At 72.8% G+C, this 14,741-nt stretch carries 15 protein-coding genes, 1 tRNA gene and 1 riboswitch; of the genes, 1 reads left to right on the forward strand and 15 read right to left on the reverse strand.

Annotated features, from left to right (window positions below; translation table 11 throughout):
* Positions 1-20: 20 nt before the first annotated feature.
* The gene (locus QM788_RS09395; RefSeq protein ID WP_415661232.1) at positions 21-944 is read right to left on the reverse strand and encodes a LysR substrate-binding domain-containing protein; all 924 of its coding nucleotides are present in this window, start codon (positions 942-944) and stop codon (positions 21-23) included.
* Between the two features lie 118 nt (positions 945-1,062).
* Here QM788_RS09395 and QM788_RS09400 point away from each other — a divergent pair, with 118 nt between their 5' ends.
* A complete protein-coding gene (locus QM788_RS09400; RefSeq protein WP_415661233.1) occupies positions 1,063-1,464 on the forward strand; it encodes a RidA family protein in 402 nt (133 codons plus the stop codon).
* A 6-nt stretch (positions 1,465-1,470) separates the two neighbouring features.
* Here the strand turns inward: QM788_RS09400 and QM788_RS09405 are convergent, their stop codons facing one another.
* From QM788_RS09405 to QM788_RS09470, 14 genes are all read right to left on the reverse strand, one after another.
* Complete coding sequence (locus QM788_RS09405; protein WP_415661234.1) at positions 1,471-3,006, reverse strand: cobyric acid synthase; 1,536 nt, start codon at positions 3,004-3,006, stop codon at positions 1,471-1,473.
* A 28-nt stretch (positions 3,007-3,034) separates the two neighbouring features.
* Entirely contained in the window at positions 3,035-3,883 is an 849-nt protein-coding gene (locus tag QM788_RS09410) for a hypothetical protein (protein WP_415661235.1), read from the reverse strand.
* Positions 3,880-5,211 carry an AAA family ATPase gene (locus QM788_RS09415; RefSeq protein WP_415661236.1) on the reverse strand — a complete coding sequence of 444 codons (1,332 nt, stop codon included), beginning with the start codon at positions 5,209-5,211 and terminating at the stop codon, positions 3,880-3,882. The genes QM788_RS09410 and QM788_RS09415 overlap by 4 nt, the downstream gene beginning before the upstream one ends.
* 87 nt (positions 5,212-5,298) lie before the next feature.
* Positions 5,299-6,057 carry an ABC transporter ATP-binding protein gene (locus QM788_RS09420; RefSeq protein ID WP_415661237.1) on the reverse strand — a complete coding sequence of 253 codons (759 nt, stop codon included), beginning with the start codon at positions 6,055-6,057 and terminating at the stop codon, positions 5,299-5,301.
* Between the two features lie 124 nt (positions 6,058-6,181).
* Positions 6,182-7,156, reverse strand: a complete 975-nt coding sequence (locus tag QM788_RS09425; RefSeq protein ID WP_415661238.1) for a FecCD family ABC transporter permease — start codon at positions 7,154-7,156, stop codon at positions 6,182-6,184.
* A complete protein-coding gene (locus tag QM788_RS09430) occupies positions 7,153-8,097 on the reverse strand; it encodes an ABC transporter substrate-binding protein (RefSeq protein WP_415661239.1) in 945 nt (314 codons plus the stop codon). Before QM788_RS09430 ends, QM788_RS09425 begins: the two co-directional genes overlap by 4 nt.
* 55 nt (positions 8,098-8,152) lie before the next feature.
* Positions 8,153-10,039 (reverse strand): TonB-dependent receptor domain-containing protein, encoded by a 1,887-nt coding sequence (locus QM788_RS09435; protein WP_415661240.1) that lies wholly within the window; start codon positions 10,037-10,039, stop codon positions 8,153-8,155.
* 65 nt (positions 10,040-10,104) lie between these two features.
* A riboswitch (cobalamin riboswitch) is annotated at positions 10,105-10,339 on the reverse strand.
* Entirely contained in the window at positions 10,335-10,775 is a 441-nt protein-coding gene (locus tag QM788_RS09440; RefSeq protein ID WP_415661241.1) for a hypothetical protein, read from the reverse strand. Its footprint overlaps the riboswitch before it by 5 nt.
* Positions 10,772-11,404: an aminoacyl-tRNA hydrolase gene (gene pth / locus QM788_RS09445; protein ID WP_415661242.1), complete on the reverse strand. Its 633-nt coding sequence runs from the start codon at positions 11,402-11,404 to the stop codon at positions 10,772-10,774. Before pth ends, QM788_RS09440 begins: the two co-directional genes overlap by 4 nt.
* 71 nt (positions 11,405-11,475) lie before the next feature.
* Entirely contained in the window at positions 11,476-12,099 is a 624-nt protein-coding gene (locus tag QM788_RS09450; protein WP_415661243.1) for a 50S ribosomal protein L25/general stress protein Ctc, read from the reverse strand.
* A gap of 81 nt (positions 12,100-12,180) precedes the next feature.
* Entirely contained in the window at positions 12,181-13,143 is a 963-nt protein-coding gene (locus tag QM788_RS09455) for a ribose-phosphate pyrophosphokinase (protein ID WP_415661244.1), read from the reverse strand.
* 63 nt (positions 13,144-13,206) lie between these two features.
* Positions 13,207-13,283, reverse strand: a tRNA-Gln gene (locus QM788_RS09460).
* A gap of 39 nt (positions 13,284-13,322) precedes the next feature.
* Positions 13,323-14,216: a 4-(cytidine 5'-diphospho)-2-C-methyl-D-erythritol kinase gene (ispE, locus tag QM788_RS09465; protein ID WP_415661245.1), complete on the reverse strand. Its 894-nt coding sequence runs from the start codon at positions 14,214-14,216 to the stop codon at positions 13,323-13,325.
* On the reverse strand, positions 14,213-14,740 hold the full coding sequence (locus tag QM788_RS09470; protein WP_415661246.1) for an outer membrane lipoprotein LolB: 528 nt from the start codon (positions 14,738-14,740) through the stop codon (positions 14,213-14,215). The genes ispE and QM788_RS09470 overlap by 4 nt, the downstream gene beginning before the upstream one ends.
* Between the last annotated feature and the right edge of the window lies 1 nt (position 14,741).

Genomic DNA, 14,741 nt, shown 5'->3' on the forward strand with positions numbered 1-14,741 from the left:
GCCGCGCGGCCTCCCGGTTCTCAGGGCAGGGCGACGCCGGGCTGGCGCGCGAGCAGCTCCACCACCCAGTCGATGAAGGTGCGCAGCTTGGCGCTGACGTGCCGGTGCGGCGGGAAGGCGAGGTACAGCGGCATCGCGTCCATCCGCCAGCCGTCCAGCAGCGGCACCAGCTCGCCGCGCGCCACGTGCGGCTGGGCCATGTAGCGCGGCACGCACAGCACGCCCAGGCCCGCCACGCCGGCGGCGAGGTAGGCGTTGCCGTCGTCCACCGCCAGCGCGTGGCGGCCGTGCACCGGCACGGACTCGCCCCCGTCCCGGCGGTGCAGCGTCACGGGCGCGATGCGGCCGCTGCGCCAGCGCAGGTAGCCCACCAGGCGGTGCGGGTCGCCGGCCAGGTCGCGCGGGTGGGCCGGGTGGCCGGCGCGCTGCAGGTAGGCCGGCGCGGCGTAGACGCCCATCGCCAGCTCGCCGACGCGGCGCGCCATCAGCGTGGAGTCGGCCAGCTCGCCGCCGCGCAGCACGCAGTCGATGGCGTCGCCGATGACGTCCACCATGCGGTCGCTGGCGCCCAGGTGCAGCTCGATGCCGGGGTAGCGGGCCTGGAAGTCCGGCAGCGCCGGCACCAGCACCAGCCGCGCCAGCGGGCTGGGCACGTCCACGCGCAGCCGGCCGTGCAGCGCGGCGGCCGCGTCGGACAGGCCGCTGTCGGCGTCCTCCAGGTCGGCCAGCACGCGCACCACGCGCTCGTAGTAGGCCGCGCCGTCGTCGGTCACGCGCACCTGGCGGGTCGTGCGGTGCAGCAGCTTCACGCGCAGCCGGGCCTCCAGCTGCTGCACCAGCTGGGTCACGGTGGCGTTGCTGACGTTCAGCGCCCGCGCGGCTTGGGTGAAGCTGCCGGTCTCCACCACGCGGGCGAAGGCCTGCAGCGCGTCGAAACGGTCCATGGGCGTCGGGCTCCGATTGTTTGGCGGCGGCAAAAACTGATTGTGGAGCGGGCCGGTTTATCCGGCGGCGCCGGGTGCCTAGAGTGGCCGCATGTCTTCCCACCCGAAAGGAATGCCCATGCCTCCCGCACGCGACGCCGTGTTCCCCGCCGGCCGCCAGGCGCTGTACGAGCGCAACCGCTATTCGCCGGCCGTCCGGTCCCAGGGCCTGCTGTTCGTGTCGGGCCAGGTCGGCAGCCGGCCCGACGGCTCGCCCGAGCCCGAACTGGCGCGGCAGGTGCAACTGGCCTTCGACAACCTGAACGCGGTGCTGGCCGCCGCGGGCTGCACCTTCGCCGACGTGGTGGACGTGACGCTGTACCTGGTCGATGCGGAGCGCAACTTCGAGCAGGTGTGGCCCGTCGTGATGGCCAACTGGGGCGAGGCGCCGCACCCGGCGCTGACCGGCATCGGCGTGAGCTGGCTCTACGGCTTCCAGTTCGAGATCAAGGCCGTCGCGAAGCTGCCCGACCCGGTGTGACCCCTTTCATGCCATCAGCGACGCCAGCGTGCCGGGCTGGAAATGCCGGTCGATGAAGTCGGCCAGGCCGTCGAACACCTCGTCCAGCGGCCGGATGCGCTGGCCGAACAGCGCGTGCAGCACGGCCGGCTGCTCGAACAGGCCGTGCGCGTAGACGCCCAGCACCCGCCCATCGCGGCCGGCCTGCCAGCCGATGGCCTCGCCCGCCGCGTTGCGCAGCGCCACCCGCGGCGCCGGCAGGCCGGGGTGCGGCTGCGTGCGGCCGTGGCGGATCTCGTAGCCGTCGGCCTGCACGCCGGCCAGTGACGCCCATGCGCCGTCGATGGCGCCGAAGCGCAGCGCCGCGGTGCTCAGCAGCTTGTCGCGCTCGAAGGCGGTGACCAGCGGCAGCAGGCCCAGGCCGGGCGCGTTGCCGTCCACGCCCTGCGTGTCGATCAGCGCCTCGCCGAGCATCTGCAGGCCACCGCAGATGCCGAGCACGCGGCCGGGGTGGGCGTTGATGGCGAGGTCCAGCTTCTGCGCGCGCAGCCAGGCCAGGTCCGCCACGGTGGACTTGCTGCCGGGCAGGACGACCCAGTCGGCGCCCTGCAGGTCGCGCGGCGCGCGTGCCCACGACAGCCGCACGCCGGGCAGCTGGCGCAGCGGCTGGAACTCGTCGAGGTTGGACAGCCGCGGGTAGGCGACGACGGCGATGTGCAGGCCCTGGCCGCTGCCGGTCGGCGCGTCATCGAACACGCCGTCCTCCTCGGGCAGGCCGTGGCCGCGCCACATCGGCAGCGTCGCGACGGTGGGCACGCCGGTCAGTGCCTGCAACTGCTCGGGGCCGGGCGACAGCAGCGCCGCGTCGCCCCGGAAGCGGTTCAGCACGAAGCCGCGCAGCTGCGCGCGCACGTCCGCCGGCATCAGCTGGTGCGTGCCGTACAGGTGGGCGAAGGCGCCGCCGCGGTCGATGTCGGTGACGAGCAGGCAGGCGGCGCCCGACGCGCGCGCGGTGCCGAGGTTCACGTAGTCGCAGGCCGCGAGGTTGATCTCGGCCGGCGAGCCCGCGCCCTCGATGACGACCAGGTCGTTCTCCGCCATCAGCCCGCGCAGCGCGGCCTCGGCGCGGGGCCACAGGCGGGCGCTGCGTTCGCGCCAGGGCAGGCGGGACAGCGCGGCGTCCACCTCGCCGAGCACGACCACCTGGCTGTGCGTGTCCGCCTCGGGCTTGAGCAGCACGGGGTTCATGCGCACCTCGGGCACGCGGCGCGCGGCCAGGGCCTGGAAGTACTGCGCGCTGCCGATCTCGCCCATGTGGCCGTGGCCGGGCGCCGGGCCGCTCCCAAGCCCGGCGGCGTCCCCTCGGGGGACCGCTCCTGGACGCCGGAGCGAGGGGCCGGGCAGCCCGGGCACGACGCGCGCGTTGTTGCTCATGTTCTGCGCCTTGAAGGGCGCGACCCGCAGGCCCTGGCGCGCATACCAGCGGCACAGCGCCGTGGCCAGCCAGCTCTTGCCGGCGCCGCTGGTCGTGCCCAGCACCATGACGGCTCGTCCGCGGGTCATCAAGGGGTCTCCGTCGCCGTCCAGCGTCTCAGGTGCCGAGCAGGCCCCAGGCCCGGAGGAAGAAGCGCTTCATGCCCGCGAAGGGCCGGCTGCCTTGCGCCTGGCGCTGCAGGCGGAGGAGCAGTTCCTTCTTCCTGGCATCGGTGAAGCGGCCTTCCTGGATCGCCAGCGCCATGGTCTCCAGCTCGTCGTAGGCCTGCCAGCGCAGGCGCCGCAGTTCTTCGCGGTTCAACCCGAGCATGTCCTCGGCCGCCTTGACGGCGCGCCTGGCGCGCGCGGCGCGGGTCCTGGGAACCAGCAGCACCTCCTGCGTGGCCGGAATCACCTTCCAGCCGAAGAGCTTCTCGGGGTCGCCGGTGTAGGGGTCGACCAGGTCGGCATCCTCGGCCGCGAAGAGCCGGGCGACGCTGGCGTCCGTGGCCGCGGCGGGGTCCGGGCACAGGCTGCCGGCGAGTGCCGCCAGTTGGGCGGGGGTGGCGGGCGGCGAGGGCGGCACCGGCGGCGCGGGCAGGCTGGCGCCCACGACATGAAAGGTGTCGCCCTTGTAGGTCTGGTTGCAGACCTGGCAGCTGAACGTGTAGTTGTCATAGCAATAGGCCAGCCACCAGTACGCGCTTTTCGGCCGGAAATGCTCGACATCGCCATGGGCGACGACGGCGGTATCCGCTTCGCAGTAGGCGCATTTGCCGAACGACTCCTTTTTCAGCTGCGGCTTCGCCTTCCCCCAGACCTGCCGTGCCTTGGGCTTGAAGTCCACCTGGCCGGTGGCGCCGTCGGCGTAGTAGTAGGCCAGCAGCCTGCCGAGCCTGGCCTGCAGCGGCGCGCCGGTGAAGCCGGTGAGCTGCCTGGCGTCGCGTGTCCGGGGGAGGCGGATCACTTGGGCGCTCCCAGCGCCTTCGCCGCGGCCTTGAGCTTGCGGACGGACAAGGCGGGCGGCTTGCCGTCCTTCGCCAGCGAGGCCTTGATGCCCTTGAGCAGCGCGGTCTGCTCTTTCGCGTAGCCGGGCACCGCATCCCAGTCCGGCGCGTCGCGCAGGAGGGCCTTCAGCCGGGCCAGTTCCTTCTTGTCGGCGGCGCTCAGCGCCGTCTTCCTGAGGCTCAGATCCCGCACCGCGTTGCGCGCCTGCTCGATCTCGATGGAGTCCAGCGTGTCGAGGCCGAACATCGGGCTCATCAGCAGCTGGTGCAGCATCATGCGGCGCGGTTCGCCCACGAAGGGCAGCAGCGTCGGGCGCTTGGCCTGGCCTTCCCGGCGGATCACGTACAACTCGCCTTCACCGCTTTGCTGCGCGGTCAGCGCCGAATGCGTGGTGGCGACGAACTGGAAGTTGGGCAGCGTGGCGGACAGGAACTCCACCAGCTGGCGCCGCCACACGGGATGCAGGTGCAGATCGAGTTCGTCGATGAGCAGCACGCCGCGCGTGGCCAGCGGATCCTTGCGGTCCGGGAAGGTTTCGGTGATGCGGTAGAGCAGGTCGCCGCACCAGGCCGCCATGTTCTGGTAGCCGTCGGACAACTGGCGCAGCGGCACGAGCCCGTCCTCGGTCTCGAACACGAGCTGCCGCGTCTCGCGGTCGATGTGGGCGAAGCGCATGCCGGGCAGCAGCCGGTCCAGCGCGGTCCGGACCGCCTGGAGCGCCCGGCCGCCCTTGCGGTAGTCCAGGTCCATGGCCCACTGCTCCAGCGAGACGAGGGAGAAGTCGGCCGAGAACATCGTCGCCACGCCTCGCGCCCGGGGGGAGCGGATGAACTCGTCCGAGAGCGACGCCCGCCCCTTGGACGACCCGCCGGGGCGGCGCGAGACGCCGTAGCCCAGCACGAAATAGTTGCGGTCGGCGTGATGGATCGCGGCATCCAGTGCGTTCAGCGAGGCCTCGTTGCGGTCGAAGATGTCGCGGATGCGGTCGCCGCGGTGGAGCTCCAGCGCGATCTCCCGCGCCTCTTGGCGCGCCGTCGTCAGGCTGGCCTCGATGCGGCAGGACTGGCAGCCGTTGCGGATCCAGGCGTCCGGCTCGCTCAGCAGGTCGGCGAGCGCGTCGCTGCCCGCGAGCAGCAGCGCGATGGCGCGCAGCACCGAGCTTTTCCCGCAGCCGTTTTCTCCGAGCAGCAGCGTCCAGCGCCTGTTGTCGCCGCTGCTCGACGAGAAGTCGAGCTGCAGCGACTCGATGGACCGCACGTTGCGAAGCGCGACACGTGAAAGAAACATGGCCAACCCCTGAGAAGCCCGTCCGTCAGCCCGGATGCCCGCATGTCCGGGGCCCGGCCATGGTAGTCGCCGGCCGGCCCGGCGGGCTCACAGCGGCAGCGCCACCCAGCGCCCCTCGATCTGCGCGATGTGCAGATGCGGGCCGAAGACCCCGCGCAGCGCCGCGTGCGTGGCCGCGTCGGCCGGTGCGCCGGTGTGGACGATGCGGCCGCCGGCCATCAGCACGAGGTGGTCGGCCTGCAGCGCGACGTGCAGTTCGTGCAGCACGCTGGCGACCGCGTGCCCGGCCGCCACGCGGTCGCGCACCAGCGCCATCCATTCGGCCTGGTGCGGCGGGTCCAGGTGGGCGAGCGGCTCGTCCATCAGCGTCAGCGGCGCCTGCACCGCCAGCACGCGGGCCAGCAGCACGCGCTGGCGCTCGCCGCCCGACAGGCTGCCCAGCCGCCGCGCGCGCCAGGCCCAGCTTTGCGTGGCCTGCATCGCGGCTTGCGCGGCGGCGTGGTCGGTCGCGCCGGGCGGCGCGAGCCAGGGGCGGTGCGGCAGGCGGCCGAGCAGCACGACGTCCAGCGCCGTCAGGTCGTCCACGCCGCTTTCCTGCTGGCCCATCCAGGCGAGCCGGCGGGCGCGTTCGCGCGCGGGCCAGTCGCGCAGCGGCCGGCCGGCCAGCCGCACCTCGCCGTCGCAGGCCTGCAGGCCGGCGATGGCGCGCAGCAGCGTGGACTTGCCGGCGCCGTTCGGGCCGACGATGGCCGTCCAGCGGCCGGCGGGCAGCGCGAGGTCGATGCCGTGGATCAGGTCGCGGCCGTCGAGGCGGACGCGGGCGATGCGGGCCTGCAGCGCGCTCATCTCAATGGCCCACCGTCATGAAACAGGGGCTTTTCGGGCCGAGCGCCGGGCCGCCCCAAGCCGTCCCCTTTGGGGACCGACCGGGATCGCCCGCGTTCAGCGGGGAGAGATTGGGCGAGGGGTTTCATTTTTTCGCGCGGCGGTGCATCAGCACCAGCAGGTAGACGCCGCCGAGCAGCGCGGTGACCAGGCCCACGGGCAGTTCCTGCGGGCGGATCAGCGCGCGGGCCAGCACGTCGGCCGCCAGCAGCAGCGCGCCGCCGGCCGCGGCCGACAGCAGGATCAGCCAGCCGTGCAGCATCGGGCACAGCGTGCGCACCAGGTGGGGCGCCACCAGGCCGACGAAGGCGACGATGCCGGTCTGCGCGACGGCCGCGCCGGTGGCCAGCGCGAACGCGGCGATCAGCGCCAGCCGCAGCGCGGCCAGCCGCACGCCCAGCGACGCGGCGGTGGCCTCGCCCAGCGTCAGCGCGTCCAGCGCCGGGCTGGCCAGCAGGCCGACCAGGCCGGCGGCCAGGCCGCAGGCGGCCATCACGCCGACGCTCTGCCAGCCCAGCAGGCCGGTGTTGCCGAGCAGGAAGAACTGCACCGCGCGCAGCACCTCGGGCGCCCACAGCGTGAACAGATGGGTCAGCGCATTGAGCACGACGCCGACCACGACGCCGGCCAGCAGCAGCCGCAGCGTCTGCTCCACGCCGCGCGCGAGCAGCAGCGTCAGGGCCACGCCGGCCAGCGTGCCGACGAAGGCCACGCCGGTCAGGCCGAGCGTGGCCGGCACGGAGCCGTGCTGGGCCGACGCGCCGGTCAGCGCCAGCGCCGCCGCGACCGCGAGCTGCGCGCCGGACGCGCTGCCGAGCAGGTAGGGGTCGGCCAGCGGGTTGCGGAACAGCCCCTGCGACATCGCGCCGGCCATGCCGAGCAGCGCGCCGGCCCACCACGCGCCCAGCGAGCGCGGCAGGCGGATCTGCCACAGGATCGTGTCCCCGCCGTCGCCGCCCAGATCGGCCCAGCCGGTGCTGCCGGTGAGCACGCCCGCCGCCGCCAGCAGCGCGCCGGCCGCCAGCAGCAGCGCGAGCAGCAGCGGCGGGCGCAGCGTCACGGCCGGGGTTCCCGATCGCGCGGCTGCGGCGGCACCGGCTTGGCCGGGCCGCTGGCCGCGGCCCCTGGGGCGCCGGCGAAGGACGACAGGCACCGCGCCATGACCTGCGCGGCCTCGGCCATGCGCGGGCCGGGGCGCGCGAGCATGTCGCCCTCCTCGGGCTTGAAGATGCAGATGCGGCCCTGGCGGACGGCGGCGATGCGCGCCCAGCCCGGGCGCTGCGCCAGCCCGTCGGCGCTGCGGGCGCCGACCATGATGAGCGCCGGGTCGGCCTGCACGACGTACTCGGGGTTGATCTTGGGGAAGGGGCCGAGCGCGGCCGGGATGATGTTGCCGGCGCCCAGCCGGGCCAGCGTCTCGCCCATGAAGGAGGCGGGGCCGGCCGCGTACAGGCCGGGCGCGACCTCGACGTAGACGCGCACGCCGCGCGCCGCCGCCGGCACGCTGGCCGCCGCCGCGCCGATGCCGGCCTCGATGCGGCGCCACACGCGCTGCGCGTCCGGCACGCCCAGCACCTGGCCGACGAGGTCCAGCACGCGCCGCACGTCCTGGTGGCTGCGCGGCTCCAGCGCGATCACCTTCAGCCCGAGCGCGCGCAGCCGGTCGGCCACGCGCGAGGACTGGGCCAGCAGCACCACGTCGGGCTTGAGCGCGGCGATCAGCTCGACGTTGGTGTCGTCCAGGCCGCCCAGCTTGGGCAGCGCGTCCACCTGCGCGGGGAAGTTGGAGTAGCGGTCCACGCCCACCAGCCGGGCGCAGGCGCCCAGCGCGCAGACGGTCTCGGTCAGCGACGGCAGCAGGCTGACGATGCGCAGCGCCGGGGCGGCCAGCGCGGTGACATGGCCGAGGTCGTCCCGGATGTCGACCGCGGCGGCCGGCAGCGCCGCCGCGGCCAGCAGGCACAGGGCGGCGAATCGTTCGAGCAGCTTCGGGGGCTTCACGGGCGGGTCCGCTGCGGCCCGGGTGCCGGGCCGGGTGCCGGGCCGGACGAGGTGCTCACCATTCGGGCGACCAGCGCAGCGTGACCAGCGCCGTCATCGGCGAGGCGGCGTAGCCGTAGGCCGTCTGGTAGTCGCGGCCGAACACGTTGTCCAGGTTGAGCTGCAGCTTGACCTCGCGGCTCAGCGGCAGCTGCGCGTTCAGGTTCAGCAGCGCGTAGCCGCCGAGCCTGCGCTTGTTGGCCGCGTCGTCGAAGCGCGGGCCGGCGGCCTGGAGGCCGGCGCCCACGGTCCACACGCCCAGCGTGGTGTCGGCGTTGAGGGTGGCCAGGCGCTTGGCGCGGCGGGCCAGCAGCAGGCCGTTGGCCGCATCCGTGGGCTTCTGCAGGTCCACCGTGGCGCGCAGGTTCACGCCGGCCAAGCGGGCCGCGCCCGCGAGGCTCACGCCCTGCAGCCGTGCGCGGGCCACGTTCTCGTAGCAGCCGAAGCTGCTGTTGCAACTGCCGGCCGCGCCGAAGACGATCAGGTTGCTGATGCGGTTGCGGTAGGCCGTGGCGGAGAGTTCGACGTCGCCGCTGTTCCACTTCACGGCGGCTTCCATGTTGCGGCCGCGCTCGGCGTCCAGCGGCTGCACGCCGGGCTTGCCCAGGTCGGGGCCGTAGACGGTGCCCTGCTGGTAGATCGTCGGTGCGCGGAAGGCGTTGCCCACCGAACCCACGATGCGCAGCCCGGGCGCCAGCTCGTAGCCCGCCAGCAGCGTGCCGGTGTTCACGTCGCCGAACTCGCTGTCGCGGTCATGGCGCGCATGGGCCTGCAGGTCGAACGCGCCGGCCGACAGCAGGTAGCCCAGGCCGGCGCTGTTGCGGTGGCGCTTGCCGACGCCGGCCGTCCGCAGGCCGCTGTTCTCCAGCTTGTCCTCGCTGCGCTCGGCCGTGAAGTTCAGCTGCTGGCCGGCGGCCAGCTGGTAGAAGCCGGTCAGCGCGAGGTTGCGCACGCGGGTCTCGGTCAGGTAGGGCGAGGGCGTGGTCTCGTAGCGGTCGCGCGATTCGCCGAAGCTCAGCTGCGTCTGCAGCCCCGGCGTCCACTGCGCCGTCCAGGCCAGGCGGGCGGCGTCGGCGTCCTGCTTGCTGATGTCGTCCACCAGCGGGCGGGACTTGGAGCCGTCGTACTGGCCCCGCGTGTAGGTGCGCATCAGCAGCGCCTCGACGCGCTGCCCGGCGCTGAACTGCGCGCCCACGCGCACGGTGCCCTGGCGGCGCCGGAAGCCGTCGCGGTCGGGCACGTAGCTGAACGAGCCGGGGTAGTCCACGGTGGCGTTGAAGCCGTCCGTGCCTTCGAACGCGCCGGTGACGGCGTAGTCGAAGAGGCCCGCGGCGCCGGCCAGGTAGGCATCCGCCTTGTAGGTGCCGAGGTTGCCGGCGGCGATGCCGACGTCGGCGCTGCTGCGGCCGCCGCCCTTGCGCGTGAAGATCTGGATCACGCCGCCGACCGCGTCGGAGCCGTAGAGGGCGCTGGCCGGGCCCTTCAGCACTTCCACGCGCTCGATCTGCGCGAGCGGCAGGCCCTGCCAGCTGGCGCCGCCGGTGGCCTGGGAGTCGGTCTTGACGCCGTCGATCAGCACCAGCGTGTGGCGGTTGTCGGCGCCGCGCAGGAACACCGACGTGGTGCCGGCCGGGCCGCCGTTGCGCGCCAGCTCGCCGCAGCCGTTGTTGCGCAGCAGGTCGGCGAGGCTGGCGGCGGCCTGGCGCTCGATGTCGGCGCGGGTGATGACGGTCAGGTCCGCCAGCACCTCGGATAGCCGCTGCGGCGAGCGCGTGGCGGTGGTGACGACGGTGTCGAGCCGGTTGGCCTGGGGCTGGGCGTGGGCGGACGCGGCCAGGGCCAGTGCGGACAGGGCGAAAAGGCGGCGCACAGGCCGGCGGGCCGCGAGGAGGACGTGGGACATGGGATGGAACGCAAGCGGACGACCAGCCGCGCTGACCCCCGCAGCACCGCTGGAAAACGGCTGTACCAGACAGCCCCGTCGTTGGCCGGTATCCGGGCTGGTGGACATCCGTTCGACGCCTTCCCGGTGCGGGGCACCAGTGGCTCGTCGGTCGAACGGCGGGCCGCGCGGGCCTCGTCCACTTACCGTTGCGGGGACAGCTCAGGTTAGGTCCGCGGCGTGGCCGCTCGCCCTCCTGATTCCCGTTGAACTGCGCCCGGCTTGGCACCGGGCGCGAGCACCAACGGCACGCATTCTATCGAGCGCTGCTGGCGGCGGGCCGGCGCGGCTTGGCGGCCCGGGGCGGTTGGAGGTGGGTCACGGCCGGGCTGCTGGCCGGCCGCGCGGCCTGGGCGGCCGGCTGGGGCTGCGGGCCCAGGTGCAGCGCGCGCTGCTGGCGGGCCTCGGCCTCGCTGGCGCGGCGGGCGGACGCGAGCGCCGCGGCCTGCTTGGCATCGGCCTGCTGGCGCTGGCGGGCGGCCTGGCTGTCGGCGCTGCTGGGTTCGTCGAAGGCCACCGTGCCACCCTGGCCGGCCGGATCGGCCTGGGCACCGGGGCAGGGCGAGTCGCGCAGGTCGCGGCCGTCGGCGCCGCAGCGGTAGATCTGGGCGCGCTTCACCTGGGTCTGCGCGGGAGCGGGCGGCGCGGCGGCCAGGGTCAAGGCCAGGGCCAGGCCGAAGGGCAGGGCTTTCATCATGGGGCCGGAGTTTCCGCCGGGGGCTGCGGTTTCGGGGGCTTGGGGCGCGGCGGCTTGGCGTGGATTTTCGCCAGCGCCTTGTCCATCTCGCCGCGCAGCATCAGCTCGACGGCGGCGTAGCTCTTCTCGATGCAGTCCTCCACCGCCTGGCGTTCGGCCAGCGGCGGCTTGCGCAGCACGTAGCCGGCGACCTCGGCCTTGTGGCCCGGGTGGCCGATGCCCAGCCGCAGCCGCCAGAAGTCGCCGCTGCCCAGTTGGGCGCGCATGTCGCGCAGGCCGTTGTGGCCGCCGTCGCCGCCGCCCTTCTTGAACTTCATCTCGCCGGGCGGCAGGTCCAGCTCGTCGTGGATGGCGAGGATCTCCTCCGGCGCGATCTTGAAGAAGCGCGCCAGCGCCGCGACGGACTTGCCGGACAGGTTCATGTAGGTCATGGGCTGCAGCAGCCAGACCGGGCCGCTGGCGCCGGGCGCGCCGTTCACGCGCGCGACCAGGCCGTGGTAGGCCTTGTCGGGCTGCAGGCTGGCTTTCAGGCCGCGCGCCAGGCCGTCGATCCACCAGAAGCCGGCGTTGTGGCGGGTGTCTTCGTATTCGGCGCCCGGGTTGCCCAGGCCGACTAGCAGGCGAATCATGTTCGGGATCGTAGCGGTCAAAAAAAGAGGCCCCATGCGGGGCCTCGGTGCGGGCGTGAAGCCGGCAGGAATTACTTCTTGCCCTTCTTGCCCTTCTTGTCGTCGGCGGCCGGCGCGGCGGCGACGACGATTTCCTCGACCTTGGGCTCAACCGGCGTCGCGATGACGGGGTTGGGCTTGCCGTGCGTGACGACCTTGATGCCGGCCGGCAGCTTCACGTCGTTGACGTGCAGCGAGTGGCCCTTGGTCAGGCCGGACAGGTCGATCTCGATGAACTCGGGCAGTTGCTGCGCCAGGCAGGTGATCTCCAGCTCGGTGACCACGTGGTTGACCGTGCACTTGTCGGTCTTGACGGCCACGGAGCTTTCCTCGCCGATGAAGTGCAGCGGCACCTTCTTCGTGATCTTGGTGGTGGCGTCCACGCGCTGGAAGTCCACGTGCTGGACCTGGGGCTTGTAGGGGTGCATCTGGAAGTCGCGCAGCAGCACCTGCGTGACCGCGCCGTTCAGCTCCATGTCCAGCAGCGAGCTGTGGAAGGCTTCCTTCTTGATGGCGTGGTAGAGCGCGTTGTGGTCGAGCTCGATCAGGGCGGGCTCACCGGCGCCGTAGACGATGCCGGGCACCTTGCCGGCCACGCGCAGGCGGCGGCTCGCTCCGGTCCCCTGCTGCTTGCGCTCAAAAGCGACGAACTTCATGGTTTTCTCCAAAAGAGAACGGCACCCGCGACCAGGCGCCGTTTGACAAAAGCCGCCTTGCGGCGGCCACGATTTCCCCGGTCAGAAGTTGTTGTTCTGTTCCGAGAAGAGGCTGGTGACCGACTCGCCGTCAGAGATGCGGCGGATGGTCTCGGCGAACAAAAAGGCCACCGACAGCTGGCGGATCTTGCGGCAGGCCTTGGCCGCGTCGGTCAGCGGGATGGTGTTGGTGATGACGACCTCGTCCAGCTGAGAGGTGGAGATGCGCTCGATGGCTGGCCCTGACAGGATGGGGTGGGTGCAGTAGGCGAACACGCTCTTGGCGCCGCGCTCCTTGAGCACCTCGGCCGCCTTCACCAGCGTGCCGGCGGTGTCGATCATGTCGTCCATGATCACGCAGTTGCGGCCGTCGATCTCGCCGATGACGTGCATCACCTCGGAGACGTTGGCGGCCGGGCGGCGCTTGTCGATGATGGCCAGGTCGCAGCCCAGCTGCTTGGCCAGCGCCCGGGCGCGCACCACGCCGCCGACGTCCGGCGACACGACCACCAGGTCCTGGTAGTTGCGGCTCTTCAGGTCCGACAGCAGCACCGGCGACGCGTAGATGTTGTCGACCGGGATGTCGAAGAAGCCCTGGATCTGGTCGGCGTGCAGGTCCATGGTCAGCACCCGCTCGACGCCGACGGTCTCCAGGCAGTTGGCGACGACCTTGGCCGAGATCGGCACGCGCGTGGAGCGCGGGCGGCGGTCCTGGCGGGCATAGCCGTAGTACGGGACCACGGCGGTGATGCGGCGGGCGCTGGCGCGCTTGAGCGCGTCCACCATGATCAGCAGCTCCATCAGGTTCTCGTTCGTCGGCGCGCAGGTGGGCTGGATGACGAACACGTCGCGGGCGCGCACGTTCTGCTGGATCTCGACGGTGACCTCGCCGTCCGAGAAGCGGCCGACGACGGCCTTGCCCAGTTCCAGCCCGAGGTGGGTGGCGATTTCCTGGGAGAGGACCGGATTCGCGTTGCCGGTGAAGAGAACCGTGTTGAGCAGCACTGGGAGCCTCTGGTGTGTCAGTGGCCCGCTGAAGCAGAGCCGGTTCAGCGAAATGCAGATGTTTGGCAGGGGAGGAAGGACTCGAACCCTCGCATGTCGGAATCAAAATCCGATGCCTTGACCAACTTGGCGACTCCCCTACACAGGACACAGCGGAGCCGCTGCGCCCTACAACCTTGTCAACCCGCCCAGCCCGCGAGCGGGTGTTGGGCCAGGCTGCGGCAGATTCGACCGGTCCACCCTGAAGGACGTGCCTTCAGCAATGTCGCCAGGGACTGGTCGTCCTCGCCGTCTTTTCCTGCCCCGAGCACCGAGAACACCGCGGCGCCCGAGCCCGTCATCCGGGCGTTGCCGAACTGCTCGGCCATCAGCGCCACCGCGTCTCGCACGTCACTGCTGATCGCCTCCGCTGCAGGCTGCAGGTCGTTTCGACCGAAGCCATTCACCAGGTTTTCTGCAGTTCCTGCCAGGGCGGGAAAGCCCGCGACTATAGCCAGGTTTTCGGACCTTGCCAAGCACGGGCTGGAAAAAATCTCGCCGGTCGCCAGCCCGGCCGGCCCCTTGAGCACCGCGAAGCGCTGCGCCGGCAGCGCCAGCGGGTGCAGCACCTCGCCGATGCCCTCGACGAACGCCGGGCCGCCGCCGAGGAAGAAGGGCAGGTCCGCGCCCAGCCTCAGGCCCAGCGCCATCAGCCGCGGCAGCGGCAGGCGCAAGTCCCACAGCCGGTTCAGCGCCAGCAGCGTGGTGGCTGCATCGGACGAGCCGCCGCCCATGCCGGCGCCGGCGGGCAGGCGCTTCTCGAGGTGGATGTCGGCGCCCAGCGCGCAGCCTGTCTCCTGCTGCAGCAGCCGGGCCGCGCGCAGGCACAGGTCGTCGGCCGGCAGGTCGCCGCCGCCCAGCACGTCATGGCGCTGCAGCCGGCCGTCGCCGCGCCGTTCCACGTGCAGCGTGTCGGCCCAGTCGATCAGCACGAACACGGACTGCAGCAGGTGGTAGCCGTCCGGCCGCTTGCCGACGACGTGCAGGAACAGGTTCAGCTTGGCCGGCGCGGCCAGGCCGTGCAGCGCCTTCATGGCGCGTCGTCCAGCCGGGCGCGCAGCGTGACGACCGGCTCGGCCAGCCGCGTGGCGACCAGGCTGGGCGGCCGGGGCTCGATGCGCCAGCCCAGCTGCTCGAAGCCGTCGGCCGTCGGGCGGTGCGGCGCGGCGGGCCAGGGGCGGGCCCGCATCCAGTCGAACAGCGCGGCCACCGGCACGGCCTCGCCCAGCAGCTCGCGGGTGAGGGCGTCGAGGTCATCGAAGCGGCGCTCGTCGCCGGGCGTCTGCAGCGTGGCCAGGCCGGGCGCCCAGCTGGCGCGGGCGACCAGCGAGCCCAGCGGCGAGGTCAGCTCCAGCCGGCCGGCCAGCGGGCCGCCGAACAGCTCGAAGCTGGCCGCACCGCCGCTGCCGCGGCGGTGGGCGTCGCCGGCCACGGTGACGCTGAGGCGGCCGCTGAGGTGGGCGGGGTCCACGGCGGCGGGCGGCGCCTTGGGCAGCTGCGCGCAGCCGGCCAGCGCCAGCGCGAGCGCCAGCGGGGCGGCGGCCCTCAAGACTTTCACG

This window comes from Roseateles sp., assembly GCF_047654785.1.
Lineage (GTDB): Bacteria > Pseudomonadota > Gammaproteobacteria > Burkholderiales > Burkholderiaceae_C > Pelomonas.